This is a genomic window from Actinocrispum wychmicini (genome assembly GCF_004345645.1).
GTDB lineage: Bacteria > Actinomycetota > Actinomycetes > Mycobacteriales > Pseudonocardiaceae > Kibdelosporangium > Kibdelosporangium wychmicini.
The window spans coordinates 281,623-299,686 of the sequence record NZ_SLWS01000003.1; the positions used below are offsets into that span (position 1 = coordinate 281,623).

Here is an 18,064-nt window from a genome sequence, read left to right on the forward strand (position 1 = left end):
TCGACGTGTCGCAGAGTCTGGGCTCTCGATTGTCAACTGTCAACGATTTGCAATCGCTGCTGAGCGGCGTCTATAGTGCGCCGTCCTCGTCGGGGCGGCCGATGGTAAGTTGTCAACAGTTGACAATCTCGTTCCGTTTCAGGGGGACCGCAGTGCCGGACAACTCGGAGCCGATGACCGCGCTGCAACGCCGGGTGGCCGAACGCCAGGCCACGTCCCTACCGCACCTGATCGTCGAAGAGCTGGAACAGATGATCATCACCGGCGCGCTCAAGGGCGGCGACCGGATCAACGAGTCGGCACTTGCCATGCGCCTGGGCGTCAGCCGCGGCCCGGTCCGGGAAGCGTGCCGGCACCTCGAACGAAGCCGCTTGGTGGAGTTCCGCGCCAACCGCGGCATGTTTGTGCGGGAGATCTCCATGGCGGAGGCCGCCCAGCTCTACGACATCCGCGCCAGCCTCTTCGGCCTCGCCGGCCGCCTCGCCGCGACCCGGGTCACCACCGCCGACGCCGACCACCTACGCGCCCGAATCGACCAACTGGAATCGGCCGGCAGCATGGACGACTACTACCCCCTGAACGTCGACCTGCACCGGGCGATCGTGGCGTTGGCCGGCAACCCCCGACTCACTGACCTCTACGACAACATCTCCAAGGAACTCCACCTGTTCCGCCGGCACGGCCTGGAACCCCCCACCGCCCGCCACACATCCAACGAGCAGCACCGCCAGATCCTCGACCACCTCAGGGCAGGCGACTCCGACGAGGCGGCCAAGCTGATGGAAGAGCACATCCTGGCCGGCAAACACCGAATGCTCGCCGAGGAAGTTTCAGACTGACTGGCCGACCGCGCCGCCGCCCGCCGCCGTCCTCGGCGGCCACAACCGGTTCACAACAGCTCCTTGCTGTCCTGACCGGGTTCGTCAGGCGTTCCCGAGGGGAGCACGGTGTGAGTTTGTTCAGCCCGACAAGGAGAAAGACCCGCAGGCTGCTCAGTACGGTGGCGTTCGCGGGCGTGGCGGTGGTGGCCGCGACCGGCGTGTCGTTCACCGCGTGGAACCTCCCGAGCCAGCAGGACTGGCAACTGCGGATGGCTCAGGCCGACCAGCCGTCGAAGGGGTGTTTCACCGCCGACTACCCGAGGGTGGCGTGGCGGTCAGCCGCGTGCGCGCCCGCGCCCAACGTCCCACAGGTACCCAAGCACGGGCCGCCCCCACTGGGGCTGCAGATCGGCAACGGCAACGACGTTTCGGCCCGGGAGAGGCCGGGTGGCGTCCCGATCAGGAACTCGATCGGCTCGTTCGACTTCGTCGTCGGCGTGACGAGTGAAAGCGGGCAGATCGGGAACGCCGGACCGTCGATCGCCAACGCCTACTCGTTGCAGCTCAACACCAACTACTTCTTCACCGCGCGCTGCGCCGGCTCGCCGAGCTCGGACTGCCGGGGCTGGCAACAGTTCGTCTTCGCCAACGACGGCGCCGCCGGAAGCGTGTTCATCCAGTACTGGCTGATCAAGTACAACGCGCCGTGCCCGCCCGGGTGGACCCCGTTCAGCTTCACCGCCGACACCGATATCTACTGCTGGAGGAACGACCCGCTCGGTGCGCTCCCCGTGCCTGCCCAGCCGATCACGAACCTGGCCAACCTCAAGCTGTCCGGCCGCGCGGACGGGGCGGGTGACCGGGTCACCCTGAGCGTGGGCATGTTCTCGTACTCGCTGACCGGGAACGACGCTCTCGGTCTCGGTGTCCCCGGCGGGAAGTGGCTCGACGCGGAGTTCAACGTGTTCGGCAACGGCGGCAACTCCGGCGGCGGCGGGAAGGCGGAGTTCAACGCCGGCGCCCGGCTCAGGCCGCGGGTGCAGATCATCAACGGGTACCCGATTCCGCTGAAGCCGCTGTGCAACGAGTTCGGCTTCGCCGGGGAGACGAACAACCTCAACTTTCCCAACAGTGCGCCCCCGATGACCGGCCCCGCGCCGTCTCTCGTCTTCAACGAGGACCACGTCTCCGTTCCCACGCTCTTTCCCTGCAACGCGGCGACCGCCGTCGGGGACGTCCATGTGGGTACGGTCGCCGGCACGACGTACGACTTCCAGGCGACGGGCGACTTCCAGTTGGCCGAATCGGGGCCGGACTTCGAGGTGCAGGAGCGTCAGGTCTCCGGGGCGCCGTCGTGGCCGAACACGTCGGTGAACCAGGCGGTCGGCACGAGGATGCGCGACACCAGGGTGGTCGTGTGCGCTGGGTCCGTACTCGTGGTGGACGGCAAGCCCTTCCAGCTCCCGGACGGCCGGTCCGTGACGCTGCCGTCCGGAGTGGGCATCAGCCTGGTCGGCGGCGACTACTACGTCACTGACTCCAGTTACCACACTGTCCGGATCACGCCGCACAGTGGTTACATGGATGTGTTGGTGGGGATCGATGACTGGCCCGAGGACGTGCGCGGCCTGATCGGCAGCCACAACGACGACCCGGCGCTGATCGAGGCGCGTGACGGAACTGTGTTCCCGCTGCCCATGTCGTTCGATGACCTGTACAACCGCTTCGGGAACAGTTGGCGGGTCAAGTCGTCCGACTCGCTGTTGACGCCGTGCGGGCGGGTGGCCGAACAGGGGAACCCGAAGGTGCCGTTCTTCTCCGCGGACCTTCCCACGGAGATCCGCGCGCGGGCGAAGGAGACCTGTGTCCAGAACCGTGTCCTGGACGAGTGGCTGGACGGCTGCATGATCGACGTGGCGATGCTCGGCCCGAAGGCCGCGACGACCTTCGTCGGCACAGCACCCGCGGTGCTGGACGGAAACAGCAGGAAGCGGTAGTACGAGGGGAGGGCAGCACGTCGTCTGGCCTCGGCCAGACGACGTGCTTTTCGCGCGTTGGCTCGGTTCGCCGTGCTATACCTTCCGCATTTCCTTGCTGAGCAACCACAGCAGGTAACAGCCGCCGATCGCGGCGGTCACGACGCCGACCGGCAGCGCGACCGGGGCGAGCAGGACTTGGGCGAGGAGATCGGCGGCGAGGAGGAGCACGGCACCGGTCAGTGCCGCGGGTAGCAGGCCCACAGTCGGCGACCTGAAGATTCGGCGGCCGATCTGTGGGGCGGCGAGCGCGATGAAGACGATCGGCCCGGTGACGGCGGTGACTGTGGCGGTGCAGGCGACGGCCGCGAGCATGGCGGTGAGTCGTACCTGGCCGAGGCGGACACCGGTGGCGACGGCTAGTTCGTCGCCGATGGTGGCCTGGTTGAGCGTTCGGGACAGTACGGTGAAGGTCGTCAACAACAGGGCGACGATGATCAATGGCAGGCTCAGGTCATCCCAGCCGAGGCCGTTGAGTGATCCGACGCTCCAGCCGGTCGCGGCGATGGCCACGTCGTGGTCCGCGCGCAGCACGATCCAGTTGTTGACCGCGGTGAGGATGGCGTTGACGGCGATCCCGATGACCACAAGCCGGACCCGGTCCAGACCGCCCCGCAGCGACAGCAAGTAGACCGCCGCGGCGGTGAGGACGGCGCCGGCCAAGGCCGCGGTTGTGAGCAGCCACGAGGTCGCTCCGGTGCTGGTGAGCACGAGCAACGCACCTGTGTAGGCGCCCGCGTCGACGCCGAGTACGTCTGGGCTGCCGAGCGGGTTACGGGCCACGTGCTGGATCACGGCCCCGGCCAGGGCCAGGGCGGCGCCGAACGCGAGCGCCGCGACGACTCGCGGCAGCCGCCACGTCACGACGATGCGGACCGAATCACCTCGGCCCACCAAGCTGTCGACCACCTCGGCCGGCGACAACCACGTGGCCCCCTGGCAGAGACCCACGAGCACGAGCGCCGCCGCGAGCAGGCCCAGCGCCACGGTCGCGTACAACGTCCGGTGCTCGAACCGGACCGAGACCGGGCCGCTGCGTAACACGATCACAGCGGGGCCGCCCCTCGTCGGCGTACCACCCAGATCAGCACCGGCCCGCCGAGCACCGCGGTCACGATGGACACCGGCACCTCGCCGGTCGGCAACAGCACTCGCGACAGGACATCGGACACCAGCACCAGAAGCGGGCCGAGGGCGATGCTGAACGCCATCAGCCACGGAATCGACGAGCCGGCCAGGCGGCGCGCCAGGTGCGGCACGATCAGCCCGACGAACACGATCGGCCCGGCCACCGCGGTCGCCGCACCGGCGGACACGGTCACCAAGACCAGCACGGCGAACCGTGCCCGTGCCACGTGGACACCGAGCGCGCGTGCGACGTCGTCGCCGAGGGTGAGCGTGGACAGTTGTCGGGTCACGGCCGCGGCACCGACGAGCGCGACGGCGATCACCACGAGTGGCACGGTCAGCGGGACCTGTTCCCGTCCGGCGAGCGAACCGCCCGACCAGAACCGGAACCGGTCGAACGCGTCCGGGAACGTCAGCCGGAAGCCCAGCGAGATCCCGGTGAGGACCGCAGTGAGCGCGACGCCGGCCAGCAACAGCCGCAGCGGTGAGTTCCTTCCGACCGCGTACACGAGCGCGGCGGCGGCACCCGCGCCCACGACGGCCAACACCAGTTGCGCGTACTGGGATCCGGCCGACCCGAGCACCGTGCCCACTGTGATGGCGAACCCGGCGCCCGACGTCACGCCCAGAATCCCCGGTTCGGCGAGATGGTTGCGGGTCATCGTCTGCAACAGCGCGCCGCCCGCGGCAAGCGCCGCACCGACCGCGACCGCCAGGATCATCCGCGGCATCCGTACGGTGCGAACGATCAGATCGGCATCGTCCATTCGGGGTGAAACCAGTGTTCGCCATACCACGTTCGGTGAAATGGCCTGCGCGCCGAATCCCATACTGACCACGGCGGCGACGGCGACGAGCACGACGCACCCCGCGAGCATCGCGCCTCTACTCGCGTTCAAGCCCGACGACTCCGCGTTTCCAGTAACCGGTGATCGACGCCAGGTCCTGCGGCCACGACCGCAACGGCTTGATGTCGGCCGCCTCGCCCGCCGCGAACAGGAATGTGTCCGCCGGCAAGTCCAGTTCGGACACTGTCTTCGCCAATGCGGACCGCGTGCCGTCACGCACCAACCGGATGATCTCGACGCCGTCGCGTGATGGCAACGGATAGTCGTGCTCGACCGCGTCATCCGTCTCGACCACGAGGTGGACCGAAGGACCGGCCGGCGCGTCCTCCAGCCAGCGCGCCGCCGCCGGAAGGCCCGTGGAATCCACGGCGAGCACGTAGTGCTGATGGGTGTACGGGAACGCCTTCCCACCTGGCGGTCCGGCGACCGTCACCTCCTCGCCGACTTCGGCGGTCCGCGCCCACTCCGCCGCGATCCCGCCTTCGTGCAGGACGACATCGAGGATGAGGCTCTGGTAGGCGTACCGGCGGACCGTGTACTCGCGGGTCCGTGGGAACGGGTGTGGCCAGTCGAGCTGCTGGCGGTCGTTGGGCACCGGCCGGCGCCAGGTGCCGTCCTGGTCCGGGAAGACGATCTTGACGTGGTCGTCGGCCTGGTAGGAGTGGAACCCGGCGACGTCCGGGCCGCCGAGGGTGAGCCGCAGCATCAACGGGTTCAGCACCTCGCGGGCCACGATCGGCACCGACCGCACGCCGATCGGGTAGGCGATCCGGACCGCGCCGGTGCCGGTCCGCTGGTGCCGCGCGACCCGGTCGGCGAAGTCGGGGTGCAGGGTCCTGGTCATCGGGTCAGCAGCGGCGCGAGGGCCTGGTCGAGCGAGTCCAAGGTGGACATCGCGGAGGCGTACGTGGACGCCTGGGTGTAGCGGATCGGGAACACCCGGCCGGCCTTGACCGCGGGCAGGTTCGTCCACAGTGGAGATTCGAGGACGTGTTTCACCGACGCGCCGGGGGTGCCGTCCGGGTCCAGGGTGTACGTGATCGCGTCGGCCTGGCCGAGGCTCGCCGGCAGCTCCTCGATCGAGGAGTACTCGGACACGCTCTCCGAACCCGGGCCCTTCTTCTTGACCTCGCCGTAGTACTTCACGCCGACGTCGCCGGCCACGTTCGTGCCCCACGACCCGGCGAACTCGCGCTGGAAGTTGCCCGCGGACGCGTCGCCGTACCCGCCGACATGCCCGAACTTCAAGTCCCGCAACGCGTTCGTGTACTTGGCTGCGAGGTCCGCGGCTTTCTTGTCGTACGCCGCCTTCGCCCGGTCGAAGTCCTGCGCGCGGCCGGCGGCGTCCGCCTGCCGACGGGACTGTTCGCGCCATTCGAAGGGCGCGTTCGGTCCGATCGCGACGACCGGCGCGATGGACTGCAGGCGCTTCATGTCGATGTCCGCGAGCACCGGCTTGGGCACGCCGATGACGATCAGGTCCGGTTTGGCCGACGCGATGGCCTCGTAGTTGGTCTCCTTGGCGAGTTCGCCGGCGACCTTGGCCATCCCGTCGTACGTCGCGCGGTGCTCGGGGCTCATCATCGCCAGGCCGCGTTTCCACGAGGAGATGCCGACGAGCGCGGCACCGGACTCGATGAGCACGGGCACCGCGTAGCCGGTGGCGATCACGCGTTTCGGATCGGCCGGGACGGTGATGGCGCCGTTGTCGGCGTTCACCACGCGGGTGGCACCACCGGACGTGGCGTTGTCGGCGTTGGCGGCGCATCCCGACGCCAGGACGAGCGCGACGGCCAGAACGGCCAGGCGCGGCGGATGGCTAACCGGCATTGAGCGTGTTCCTCCAGGTCAAAGGGCCGAGCAAGGGCCCGACACAGACTTAGGTTAGCCTTGCCATGCCTTGTTGGATGTCGATGAGAGGTCACCTGATGCGGACCACAGGCCACCTTGGGCCGGACCCGGTGGTGTGCGAGGAGTACGGCTACGGCCTCGGCACCCACGGCGGGATCCTGGTCCTGGTGTACCGCTGCGACGGCCGGATCGACTTCGGCGAGAGCCGGGAGGACTTCCTGCACCAGTTGTACTGGTCCCCGGACGGTGTGCTGGCGACCGTCGGCGGGTTCGTCGCCGGCCGCGAGGCGTTCTGGGCACGACGGGCCGTCACGCACGAGGTCGCCGCGGCGGGCGCGCGCACGGTCTACCGGGTGTGCCTGCGGGAAGTGCCGCCCGCACTGCGGGACCTGAAAGCCGGTGCGGTGTCGATCGCGCCGGCCGCGGCCAGGCTGCTGGAGTCCATCGCGCGGGACGGAGTGGCCGAGCCGGAGGCGCTGGCCGCCCGCACGCGGATCATGAACGGTGTCGCTGTGTCCGGCGCCGGGTTCGTCGACCATCACGCGGCCGGTGCGGGGTTCGCGATGACCATCGCCCGCGCGCTGACCCGCGACCCCAGCGACCGGACCATGTTGGACCAGTGGGCCGGCCGGCTGCACACCAGCGTGAAGACGTTGCAACGGGACTTCGAGCGCGAGTTCGGCATGTCGTACTCGCGGTGGCGGACCCTGGCGCGACTGCGGGCCGCCCGCGCGCTGCTGGCGTTCCATCCGGTGAACCAGGTGGCGCATCGCGTCGGCTACGCCAACCCGTCCGCGTTCGTCGCCGCGTTCGCCAAGGAGTTCGGCCGCACACCCGGCGATTTCCAGGCCACGTTTCTATTGACACGACGTTTCTGGTGACACGAACGGCTTAGGGGCGGCGTCCCGGGTCGGTCAGGAAAGATTCCCGGAACTGTGGGAAAGTTCGCCCTGCCACTGTGTGTGCCGGCCCGTGTACGTTGGGCGGCCAGGGGGTGAAACTGTGGTCGCCGACCGGTTTCGGGTAGTGGCGGGAGCCTACGCCGTTTCGTCGTACGGCAGTTACCTCAACCTGGTCGCCCTGAACCTGTTGGTTTACCAGACCACTGGGAACGCGTTCGATCTCGGCCTGTTCATGGTCGTGCGGCTGTTGTCCGGCGTCGCCGCCGGTGTGGTGGCCCCGGCCATGGTCGGCCGATTCACGCACAAGCAGGTGATGCTGTGGGCCAACGTGGCCCAGGGCGCGCTTCTCGTGCTTTTGGTGCTGTGGCCGCACACGGCGGTGTTGTTCGCCGTCGCCGCCGCGAACGGGTGTGGCACGACATTGTTCCTGGTCGCCTTGCGGAGCACGATTCCCGACCTGGTCGGGCCGGCACGGACGAGTTCGGCGAACTCACTGGTGATCACCTGCCGGTCGGTGGCGATGGTAGGTGGATTCGCGTCGGCCGGGATTGTCGTCTCCACATTGGGGTTCAACGCGGCATTTCTGGTGGACGCGGCGACGTTCGGTGTCTGCGCGGTCGCCGTGGCCTGGTTGCGTGTGCCCGCAAGGAAAGACGAACCGGCAGGCGCGGTGGGAACGCCGTCGAAGCGAGGCGCCTGGTTGCTGCGACTCGGATCCACGCTGATCATCATGCTGTGCCTCCGGGCGCTCGACGGATTCGGTTCGTCCTCGCACAATGTGGCGTTGCCGGTGTATTCCGCGGCATGGGATCAAGCGCGGCCAAGCCTGTTCGCCAGCATCGCCTTGGCGTCGTGGGCGTTGGGCACCATTGTGGCCCAGGTGGCGATGCGGTTGTCCCGGCGGCAGTTCGGTGCGCGCGCCTTCACATTCGGCACGATCATGATGTCGAGCGCCTTTATCCTGACGTTCGCCGGATTTCCCATGGCTGTCACCGCGGTGATCGCGTTGGTCGCCGGGTGCGCGGACGGATTCACTGAACTGTCGTACACGACCTACCTGCAAGCTTTTGACGGAACCGTGCGCGACCGTCTCTTCGGGCTGTCCGCGGTGGGGGAGAACTTCGGTTTCGGCCTCGGCATGATCATCAACGCGGTCCTGCTGGAGCACCTGCCGCCGTTCCCGGTGGTCGCGATCTCCCATGGCGTCGTCATTCCGATCGGACTGGTGGTGCTGGCATTCCTGATCTGGACGAGGGGAGGGGATCGGCGTGTCGGATCGGGCCATCGCGATCATCGGAATGGCGTTCAGGTTCCCGGGAGCTGACACCCCCGAGCGGTTCTGGCAGGACATCCGCGACGGCGTGACGCACGTCCGCCGGTTCACCGAGGACGAGCTCGCGGCCGCGGGCATCCCACCGGAGGAGTACCGGGCGCCGGACTTCGCCGGGGCGAGCGGCCTGCTCGACGGCATCGACCTGTTCGACGCCGACTTCTTCGGGATGAGCAACCGTGAGGCGGCGGTCACCGATCCGCAGCAGCGCCTGTTCCTGGAATGCTGCTACCACGCGTTGGAGGACGCGGGCTACCCGACGCAGTCCGAGGGGAACCGGATCGGGGTCTACGCCAGCGCCGGATACGGCACGTACGCGATGCACACGTACCTCGCGAACAATCTCGACCCAGCGGAGTGGGCCGGTGACTGGGCCGCCACCCAGCAGGTCCAGCTGGGCACCCGGGCCGACTTCACCGCCACCCGCGCGGCCTTCCGCCTCGGCCTGACCGGTCCGGCGGTCAACGTGGCCACCGCGTGTTCCAGTTCACTCGTCGCGGTTCACCTGGCCGCTCAGGCATTGCTGTTTGGGGACGCCGACATCGCGGTCGCCGGATCGGCGGCCCTGCACCTGCCGCAGGTGACCGGACAACGGCACGTGAAAGGGTCGATCATCTCCCGTCGCGGCTCGGTCCGGGCGTTCGACGCGGACGCGGACGGCACGGTCGGCGGCAACGGGGTGGCTGCCGTGGTGCTCAAGCGGCTGGACCGGGCACGCGCTGACGGCGACACCATCCACGCGGTCGTCCTCGGCTCTGGGCTGACCAACGACGGCGCGGACAAGCGGACTTTCGCGGCGCCCACAGTCACCGGGCAACGGGACGCGGTGCTGAGCGCGATCGCCGCTGCCGCAGTGCCCGTCGAGTCAATCGGTTACGTGGAGGCGCACGGCACCGGCACGTTCAAGGGCGATCCGATCGAGTTCGAGGCGTTGACGGCGGCGTTCCGGCGGCACACCGAGCGGGTCGGCTTCTGTTCGCTCGGCTCGGCCAAACCCGCGCTCGGCCACCTGGACACGTGCGCCGGAATGGCCGGACTGATCAAGGCTGTCCTGGTGCTGCGGCACGGAGTCATCCCGCCGTTGGCGAACTTCCGCACGCCCAACCCGGCGTTGGCGTTGGCGGAGAGTCCGTTCACGATCGCCACCGAGGCGGCCGACTGGCGGCCCGAGGGTCCTCGGCGGGCGAGCGTGAACTCGGTGGGGATGGGCGGCACCAACGCCCATGTCATCGTCGAGCAGGCTCCGGTGTCTCGTGACTCCTCGCTCGGCTTGCCTGCGCCGTCCCTGCTGCCGCTGTCCGCGCGGGACCCGTTGGCGCTCAGGCAACTGGCTACCGCGTTCCGTGACCACCTGCTGGCGCACCCAGACCTTGACCTCGCGGACGTGGTGACCACGGCGATGGTCGGCCGTCGCCACTTCGCGCACCGGCTCGTCGCACTCGGGTCGACTGCGCTCGCCCTGGCGGAGTCGCTCGACCGGGCACCCATCGACCATCAGGCCGGGTCTCCGGTGACGTTTGTGCTCGCCGATCAGGAGGGCCTGCGGTCGGGTGCCGCGCTCGCCCTGCACGGCCGGTTCGCCGAAGTACGGGACGTGCTGACCGAATGCGACGGTCTCTACCGCGAGACCGTCGGTTGTGGACAGTTGATGGGCCCGTTGCTGGACCGGACGGATCTCACTGTCCTGCCGGCGAATCTGGTGTCACCCGCGTTGTTCGCCCTGCAGGTGGCGCAGGCCCGGCTGTGGCGGAGTCTGGGCGTCTCTCCTGCCTCGGTGGTCGGCCATGGCGCCGGCGAGTACGCCGCGATGCACGTGACGGGCGCGGTCACGCTGGCCGAGGGCATGCGCCTGGCCATCCAGCATAAGGATTCTCCACGGTCGACCGTTGTTGGTGATCACACACCGCTGCGGATCGGGCCGCGCGACGCGGGACTGGACGCGCTGTGGGCCGACGTCGCGCGACTGTACCGCGGCGGCGTCGACATCAACTGGAACGTGCTGCTCGAAGGGTGTGGCGGCGGACGGATTCCGTTGCCCGGCTACCCCTTCCAACGGACGACCCACTGGATCGGGCCGCCCGCTCGGCGGGACCTCAAGGAGGCGGGAATGCCGGAACAGGCCGTACTCGACCGGGTGGTGGACCTGACCGCGCACCATCTGGGCTACCGTCCGGACGAAGTGGACGCCGACCGCGCCTTCGTCGACCTCGGCGCCGACTCGTTGACCCTGGTGAGCATGCTGCGCGACCTGGAAACCGAGTTCGAAGTCGAGATCTCCATGCGCGACCTGCTGGACGACGCCACCACGCCACGCCTGGTCGGCCAGTTGATCGCTGACCTGAGAGGCGCCCGCCCAGCGGAGACACGCCCGGAACCGGTCGTTGACCCGCCACCACCGATGGCCGGCCCGCCGCTCGTCGCTGGCAAGGGGAATCTCGTTGTCCCGGAAAGCGCGACACTCCGTCCGGGAACGCGACACACGCCGGTGGCGCACGCTGAGGACTTGGCGCGGCGGCTTGTGGCCAGGACGCGGGGGTCCAAGGAGATCGCTCAGCGGTATCGCCGGGTGTTGGCCGACAGCCGGGCTGTGGTGGGGTTTCGGCGGGCTACCAAGGAGATGCTTTATCCCATTTCGGCTCGGGAGGCTCGGGGGAGCACACTGGAGGATGTCGATGGGAACAGGTATGTCGACATCACCATGGGGTTCGGCGCGTTGCTGTTCGGCCATGAGCCTGAGTTCGTCACCGAGGCTGTGCGTGACCATCTCGCGCATGGGTTGCGGCTTGGTCCGCGTGGCGTCGACACGGGGGAGGCCGCGGTTCTGCTCGGGGAGATGACCGGGATGGAGCGGGTCGCCTTCGCCAACTCCGGGACCGAGGCCAATTCGGGCGCGATCAGGCTCGCCAGGGCCGCCACTGGACGCGATCGGATCGTCATGTTCCGCGGCGCGTACCACGGGCACATCGACTCCGTGCTCGGCCGGTCCAGCGGGGACCGGACGGTTCCGGTGTCCGCGGGTATTCCGGACAGTGCCGTGGCCGAGGTGATCGTCCTGGAGTACGGCAGCGACCACAGCCTCCAGGTGATCGACGAGTTGGCGGACACGATCGCGGCCGTGCTCGTCGAACCCGTCCAGTCACGCAATCCGTCGCTGCGGCCGGTCGAGTTCGTGCGTTCACTACGTGAACTGACGAGCAGGCGCGGCATCGTCCTGTTGTTCGACGAGATGCTGACCGGCCTGCGCGCACACCAACGCGGCGCCCAGCACTACTACGGCGTCACTCCCGACCTTGTCACGTACGGCAAGGCGTTGGGTGGTGGATTCCCGATCGGTGCCATCGCGGGTCGCGCCGACATCATGGACGGCATCGACGGCGGGTTCTGGCAGTACGGCGACGACAGCGTTCCGCCGCGCGAAACGACGTTCTACGGCGGCACGTACATCCAGCACCCAGTGTCGATGGCCGCCGCTCGCGCGGTGCTGACCCATTTGCGTCAGGAAGGCACTGGTCTACAGGAACGGCTCAACGCGAGCACCGACCGGATGGCGGACCACCTCAACACCTTCTTCCAGGACGAGGAATACCCGCTGCGGCTGGACCACTTCGGCTCCATGTTCCGGTTCACCCACCGCGCGGACATGGAGTTGCTGTACCACCACCTGATGCTGCGCGGTGTCTACGTCTGGGAATGGCGCAGCTGCTACCTGTCGACCGCGCACACCGACGCCGACGTGGACTACGTGATCGACGCTGTGAGCGACTCCCTGCGGGAGCTTCGCGGCGCCGGATACTTCCCCGCCACGCGGCCGAAAGCGAAGCAGGCTCCGGATTTCAGCCTGTACTTCTTCGGCGACTCGGCCGAAGTGGAGCGTTCCGAAGGGGACAAGTACCAGCAGATCCTGGACAGCGCGCGGTTCGCCGACGAGCGTGGCTTCCACGGGGTGTGGTTGCCCGAGCGGCACTTCAACACGTTCGGTGGCCTGTTCCCGAATCCGGCCGTGCTCGCGGCGACGCTCGCCGGCCAGACCAACCGGATCCGTCTCAACGCCGGGTCGGTCGTGCTGCCCCTGCACGATCCCATCCGGATCGCCGAGGAATGGTCCATGGTGGACAATCTGTCCGGCGGGCGGGTCGGCCTCGGTTTCGGCACCGGCTGGCACGCGGACGACTTCGTGCTACACCCGGACCGGTTCGACCGGCGCAAGGACATCTCGTTCGAGAACCTCGCGGACGTGCGACGGCTGTGGCGCGGCGAGACCGTACGCCGCCGCTCCGGCTCCGGCCGTGACGTCGACGTCCGCGTCCACCCGCGGCCCGTTCAGGACCGGCCGCCGATGTTCCTCGCGACCACCGGCCGGCCCGAATCCTACGAGCAGGCGGCAAAGCACGACCTCGGTATCGTCACGAACCTGATGAGCCAGACGATCGAGGAGCTCGCCGAGAACATCAAGCGCTACCGGCAAGCCCGTGTCCACAACGGACTGGACCCGGCCGCCGGCCGAGTCGTGGTGTTGGTGCACACTTATCTGGCCGACGACCACGCGAAGGCCCGTGCCGACGCGCTGGAGCCGATGGTCGGCTACATGCGTTCGTCGATGATGCTGCGTTCGGCGGCCGTGGCCGTCGGCAACGCCGCCGACGATCTCGCCGCCGCCCGCCCCGAGGACCTGGAAGTGTTGCTGCGCCGGGGCTACGATCGTTACTGCGACCAGCGCGCCTTGATCGGCTCGCCGGACAGTTGCGTCGCGGTGGTGGACGCCTTGCGGGACGCGGGCGTGGACGAGATCGGTGCTCTCGTCGATTTCGGCATGCCCGCCGCCCAGGTGTCCGCCGGACTGGACCGGCTCGACCGGCTCCGCCGCCGCTACCACTCGCCCGAGCCCGAGCCGGTGAGCGGGCCGGCTACGGCCGGGCAACGCCGGATCTGGTTGGCGTGCCAGCTGATCGGGACGAGCGCGTACAACGAGGCCCAAGCCGTTCGACTGCGCGGGCGGCTCGATCAGGACGCGCTGTGGACCGCGTTGCGTGGCTTGGTCGATCGCCATCCTGGGCTGCGCACGGTGTTCCGGCCAGGTGACCGGGACCAGGCGTTGCGCCAGGTCGTGCTCGATCGGGTCGACGTCCCGATGACCGTGACCGAGGGCGACGGACCACGGGACGTGATGCGGCAGGAGAGCGCCAGAGCGTACGACCTCGCGACTGGTCCGCTGTTCGCGCCGCGACTGGTCTGTCTTGCGGCCGACGATCACCTCCTGGTTCTCGGCATGCACCACATCGTCGTCGACGGGCATTCCGGCGAGATCATCGCGACGGACCTGCAGGAGTTGTACCGGGCGGCGGTCGAACACCGCGAGCCCGTTTTCGACGAGCCCGCGGGCAGCCCGCTCGACGCACCCCAACCGTTGTACACCCCGGCGGATCAAGCCTGGTGGCGTGACCATCTGAGCGGGGAACCGCCAGTGCTGCACCTGCCCACCGACCGGCCACGCACCCGTACGTTCGCCGCGAACGGCGCGTCGGTCGCCACGAGCCTCGATGCCGAGCAGACCGCGGCACTGCGTAAGTGGAGCAGTGCTCAGGGAGCGACACTGTTCGCAACCTTGTTCACCGCGTGGCAGGTGGTGTTGCGTCGGTTCAGCGGCCAGGACGAGTTCGTCGTCGGCACCACGTTCGGGCAACGGCCGCCCGAGACGCGCAACACTGTGGGCTTCTTCGTCTCCCTGTTGCCGTTGCGCTGCCGTCTCACCGACGACATGGAGCTGCGGACCGTCGTACGGTCTACAAGGGACACTGTGCTCGGCGCAGGCGAGCACACCGCGGTCGACTTGGACGCGCTGTATGCGGACATCAATCCCGATCCCGGGTCGGCCCGGCCGCTCACCCCGGTCTCGGTCGATCTGGACACCGATTCCCTGGCGAGCATGACGTTGCCGGGGGTGCTCGTGGAACCGGTGGCGGACGGGACCGACTCGTCTCCGCTCGAAGCCTCGTTGATGGCCACTCAGACCCCGACCGGGCTGCGGCTGCGCATCCGGTACGACGCCGACCTGTTCGACGAGCCGACCATGCGGCGTTACCTGGCGCAGCTCGTGCTGGTGCTCGACGCGATGGCCGCGGGTGCGACGACGACAGTCGGCGACCTGCCGATGCTCACCGCCGACGACGAGGCGAAACTGTCAGCGTTCGGCGATGGCGGACCGCAAAGCACTGCCGAACCGACGCTCACGGTACATCCAGCAGGCGTGGTGATCGACGGCGACGCGTCGTACAGCGGCGATCAACTCGCGGCGGCCGCTGCGTCCGTCACCACACGGCTGACCGAGTTGGGCGTGCGTCGCGGTGACCTCGTGGCGATCGCGTTGCCACGGGGATTCGGTTACGTGGCGGCGATGACGGGTGTGGTCGCGGCAGGCGCCGCGTACGTTCCGCTGGATCCCGTCCAGCCAGGGCCGCGCATCGCCGCGATACTCGCGGACGCGGCTCCGGTCGCCGTGGTCTGCGATCCGGACTTCGCCACCGAACTGGCCCGGGTCAATGTCAACATTCGACATTCGGACAAAGCGCTACCGCCGGCCACGATGGCGGCCGGCGACCTGATGTGCCTGATCTACACGTCCGGATCGACCGGCGTCCCCAAGGGAGTCGCCCTCGAACACGGCAGTGTCGCCGCCATAGTCGCGCACTACCGGGACAGGCTGGCGATCACGGCGAACGACCGGATCTCCTGGTACAGCAGCATCGGGTTCGACGGCACGCAGATCGAGGTGTGGCCGGCGTTGACGACCGGCGCGCCGCTGCACGTCGTGCCCGACGACGTCCGCCTGGACCCCGCCGAGGTGGTGAAATGGTTGGTGCGTCAGCGGATCACGGTCGCGTTGCTGCCGACCGCGATCGCCGAGTCGGTGCTGGAGCAGCCTTGGCCGGCGGACACCGCGTTGCGAGTCCTGGTCACCGGCGGAGAACGGCTGACCAGCCGCCCCCGGCCAGACCTACCGTTCATGTTGTATAACGTATACGGTCCGACGGAGTGTTCAGTATTCTGTACATGGGCAGCCGTAGTGCCGCACGAGCCGGGCGTGCCGTCGATCGGCACACCGACGCCCGGGATGCGCCTGGAGATCAAGGATCAGGCCGGTCGGCTGCTGCCACCCGGGGCCGTTGGCGAGCTGCACGTAGGTGGACCCCAGGTGGCGAGGGGATACCACGGCGACCCGAACACGGACCGCTTCACCACCGACACGAAAGGTCGCCGCTGGTACCGGACTGGCGACCTGGTCCGCTGGCGCACCGACGGCCAACTGGCGTTCGTGGGACGTACCGATGACCAGGTGAAGGTCCGCGGAGTCCGGGTGGAGGCCGCGGAAGTGGCCCGCGCGGTCCGTACGCTGCCCGGTGTCCGTGACGCCACAGTCGTGGCGTCCACCGACCAGATCACCGGCCACGGCGTGCTCACGTGTTACGTGCAGACACACCACCCGGTCAACGGCGACTTGGCCGAGCGCACCCGTGAATGGCGCACCCGACTGGCGGAGTTGTTGCCACGCCCGATGATTCCGCAGCACTGGCATGCCGTGAACGAGTTGTCGTTGACCGTCAACGGGAAACGCGGAGCGCCCGGCGCCGCGGCCGTTCGTGAGGAGTGGGCCGCGGTCCTCGGCACGGACGTGTTCGGCGACGACGCGGACTTCTTCGACCTGGGCGGGCATTCGATCAGCGCGGTGGTGCTGCTCAACCGGATCCGGGACAGGTTCGGCGTCGACTACCCGATCGCGGAGTTCTTCGACAACCGGACCGTCCGGGCAATGGTGACCCGACTGTCCGGCAACGGCGTGCGATGACCGTCGTCGACGACGCGCCGGCCACCCCGCAGCAGGTTGCGATGCTCGTCAATGCCGCGAATTCGTTGCAGCCCACGGTGTTCAACGTGCCAACGAAGATCACCCTGGTAGGCGACCTGGACATCGACGCTCTGGAGGCCGCGCTGGGGGAGGTGATCAGCCGGCACGGGGCACTGCGCTGCCGGTTCGTCAACGAGGGCGGTTGGCGGCAGAAAGTCCTTGCACCGCAACCATTTCGACTGCGGTGTGAAGACGTCCAGGCCGAACACGTCGACGAGATCTGTCACATGCTCGCCAACGAGCCGTTCGACCTCGCCGAAACGACCCTGCCGGTGTGCCGGCTGATGCGGGTGGACACCGACACGTGGGTGCTGATGCTCGTCATGCACCACATCGCGGTGGACGGCTGGGCGTTGACGCTCGTGCTCCAGGAGTTGGCGCAACTCTACGGTGGCGCCGCCTTGGCCCCACCGGGCGCGCAATGCACCGACTACGGACGATGGCTGCACCACAACCCTCAGGTCGACGCGCGCAAAATGGCGTTCTGGCGGGACTATCTCGACGGCGTACCGTTGGCGCCGAGCATGCCCACCGACCGGCCCCGGCCGGAGCGGATGAGCGGACAGGGGACGACCGCGCTCGACCACGTGTCCGGAACGACCCGCGCGGCGGTCGAGGCACTCGCGTCAGCGCGGCGCACCACACCGTTCTCTGTCCTCGCAGCCGCCCTGGCAGTGCGGCTCGCCCAACTGAGCGGCGAGCGCAAGATCGCCTTCGCGGTGTCCTACGCCAACCGCGAACGCCGTGAGTTCGAGTCCATGGTCAGCTGCACCCGCGTCGCCGTGATCGTTCGGGTGATCGTCAACGAGACGATGACGTTCGGCGAGCTCGTCAGTCACGCGGCCGTCGCGGTCCTTGAGGCGATCGCCAACGCGCTCCCCATGGACCTGGTCGTCACGGAACAGCCGTCTGTCGCTCTCGCGTTCATGAACTACCAGGACAAGGAGATCTCGTTCGCCGGCGTGGACACGGTCGTCGAGGACATGACGGCCGCCGGGGCCCGCCGGGACCAGACCGTCGGCTTGTTCCAGAAAGCCGACGGCTACCTGGCGTTCCTCGAACACAGCACCGACCTGTGGGACCCGAAGACCGGCGAGGACCTGCTCACCGGGTATACCGGGCTGCTCGCCGACCTGTGCGCCGAGCCGGACAGGCCGGCACTCTGGGATCATCCGACCACCCATCCGCTACGGTGATCAACACCGGTACCGGGTGGCGGCCCGGTACCGGTACCCAGTCCCGGCCATC

General features: G+C 68.5%; 10 protein-coding genes. 6 read left to right on the forward strand and 4 right to left on the reverse strand.

Annotated features, from left to right (window positions below):
• The first annotated feature begins 152 nt into the window (after positions 1-152).
• Both EV192_RS15555 and EV192_RS15560 read left to right on the forward strand, forming a co-directional pair.
• Positions 153-839, forward strand: a complete 687-nt coding sequence (locus tag EV192_RS15555; protein WP_132115817.1) for a GntR family transcriptional regulator — start codon at positions 153-155, stop codon at positions 837-839.
• Between the two features lie 110 nt (positions 840-949).
• A complete protein-coding gene (locus tag EV192_RS15560; RefSeq protein ID WP_132115819.1) occupies positions 950-2,818 on the forward strand; it encodes a hypothetical protein in 1,869 nt (622 codons plus the stop codon).
• A gap of 75 nt (positions 2,819-2,893) precedes the next feature.
• Here EV192_RS15560 and EV192_RS15565 read toward each other — a convergent pair whose 3' ends face one another.
• The 4 genes from EV192_RS15565 to EV192_RS15580 are packed head-to-tail and all read right to left on the reverse strand — an operon-like array spanning position 2,894 to position 6,663.
• Positions 2,894-3,904, reverse strand: coding sequence for a FecCD family ABC transporter permease (locus tag EV192_RS15565; protein ID WP_132116760.1), 1,011 nt, complete (start codon positions 3,902-3,904; stop codon positions 2,894-2,896).
• Positions 3,904-4,863, reverse strand: a complete 960-nt coding sequence (locus tag EV192_RS15570) for a FecCD family ABC transporter permease (protein ID WP_132116758.1) — start codon at positions 4,861-4,863, stop codon at positions 3,904-3,906. The genes EV192_RS15565 and EV192_RS15570 overlap by 1 nt, the downstream gene beginning before the upstream one ends.
• Positions 4,864-4,870: 7 nt before the next feature.
• Positions 4,871-5,677, reverse strand: a complete 807-nt coding sequence (locus EV192_RS15575) for a siderophore-interacting protein (RefSeq protein WP_132115821.1) — start codon at positions 5,675-5,677, stop codon at positions 4,871-4,873.
• Positions 5,674-6,663 (reverse strand): ABC transporter substrate-binding protein, encoded by a 990-nt coding sequence (locus EV192_RS15580; RefSeq protein ID WP_132115823.1) that lies wholly within the window; start codon positions 6,661-6,663, stop codon positions 5,674-5,676. The genes EV192_RS15575 and EV192_RS15580 overlap by 4 nt, the downstream gene beginning before the upstream one ends.
• Before the next feature lie 98 nt (positions 6,664-6,761).
• Between EV192_RS15580 and EV192_RS15585 the strand changes: the two genes are divergently transcribed.
• From EV192_RS15585 to EV192_RS15600, 4 genes are all read left to right on the forward strand, one after another.
• The gene (locus tag EV192_RS15585) at positions 6,762-7,565 is read left to right on the forward strand and encodes a helix-turn-helix transcriptional regulator (protein WP_243726862.1); all 804 of its coding nucleotides are present in this window, start codon (positions 6,762-6,764) and stop codon (positions 7,563-7,565) included.
• 121 nt (positions 7,566-7,686) lie between these two features.
• Positions 7,687-8,910 (forward strand): MFS transporter, encoded by a 1,224-nt coding sequence (locus EV192_RS15590; protein WP_207926068.1) that lies wholly within the window; start codon positions 7,687-7,689, stop codon positions 8,908-8,910.
• Complete coding sequence (locus tag EV192_RS15595; RefSeq protein ID WP_132115825.1) at positions 8,855-16,756, forward strand: non-ribosomal peptide synthetase/type I polyketide synthase; 7,902 nt, start codon at positions 8,855-8,857, stop codon at positions 16,754-16,756. Before EV192_RS15590 ends, EV192_RS15595 begins: the two co-directional genes overlap by 56 nt.
• On the forward strand, positions 16,753-18,012 hold the full coding sequence (locus EV192_RS15600) for a condensation domain-containing protein (RefSeq protein WP_132115827.1): 1,260 nt from the start codon (positions 16,753-16,755) through the stop codon (positions 18,010-18,012). The genes EV192_RS15595 and EV192_RS15600 overlap by 4 nt, the downstream gene beginning before the upstream one ends.
• Positions 18,013-18,064 lie beyond the last annotated feature (52 nt).

Coding starts and splice junctions, on each gene's coding strand:
- EV192_RS15570 (WP_132116758.1), bottom strand. CDS start 4,863: ATGCTCGCGGGGTGCGTCGTGCTCGTCGCCGTCGCCGCCGTGGTCAGT.
- EV192_RS15600 (WP_132115827.1), top strand. CDS start 16,753: ATGACCGTCGTCGACGACGCGCCGGCCACCCCGCAGCAGGTTGCGATG.
- EV192_RS15585 (WP_243726862.1), top strand. CDS start 6,762: ATGCGGACCACAGGCCACCTTGGGCCGGACCCGGTGGTGTGCGAGGAG.
- EV192_RS15575 (WP_132115821.1), bottom strand. CDS start 5,677: ATGACCAGGACCCTGCACCCCGACTTCGCCGACCGGGTCGCGCGGCAC.
- EV192_RS15580 (WP_132115823.1), bottom strand. CDS start 6,663: ATGCCGGTTAGCCATCCGCCGCGCCTGGCCGTTCTGGCCGTCGCGCTC.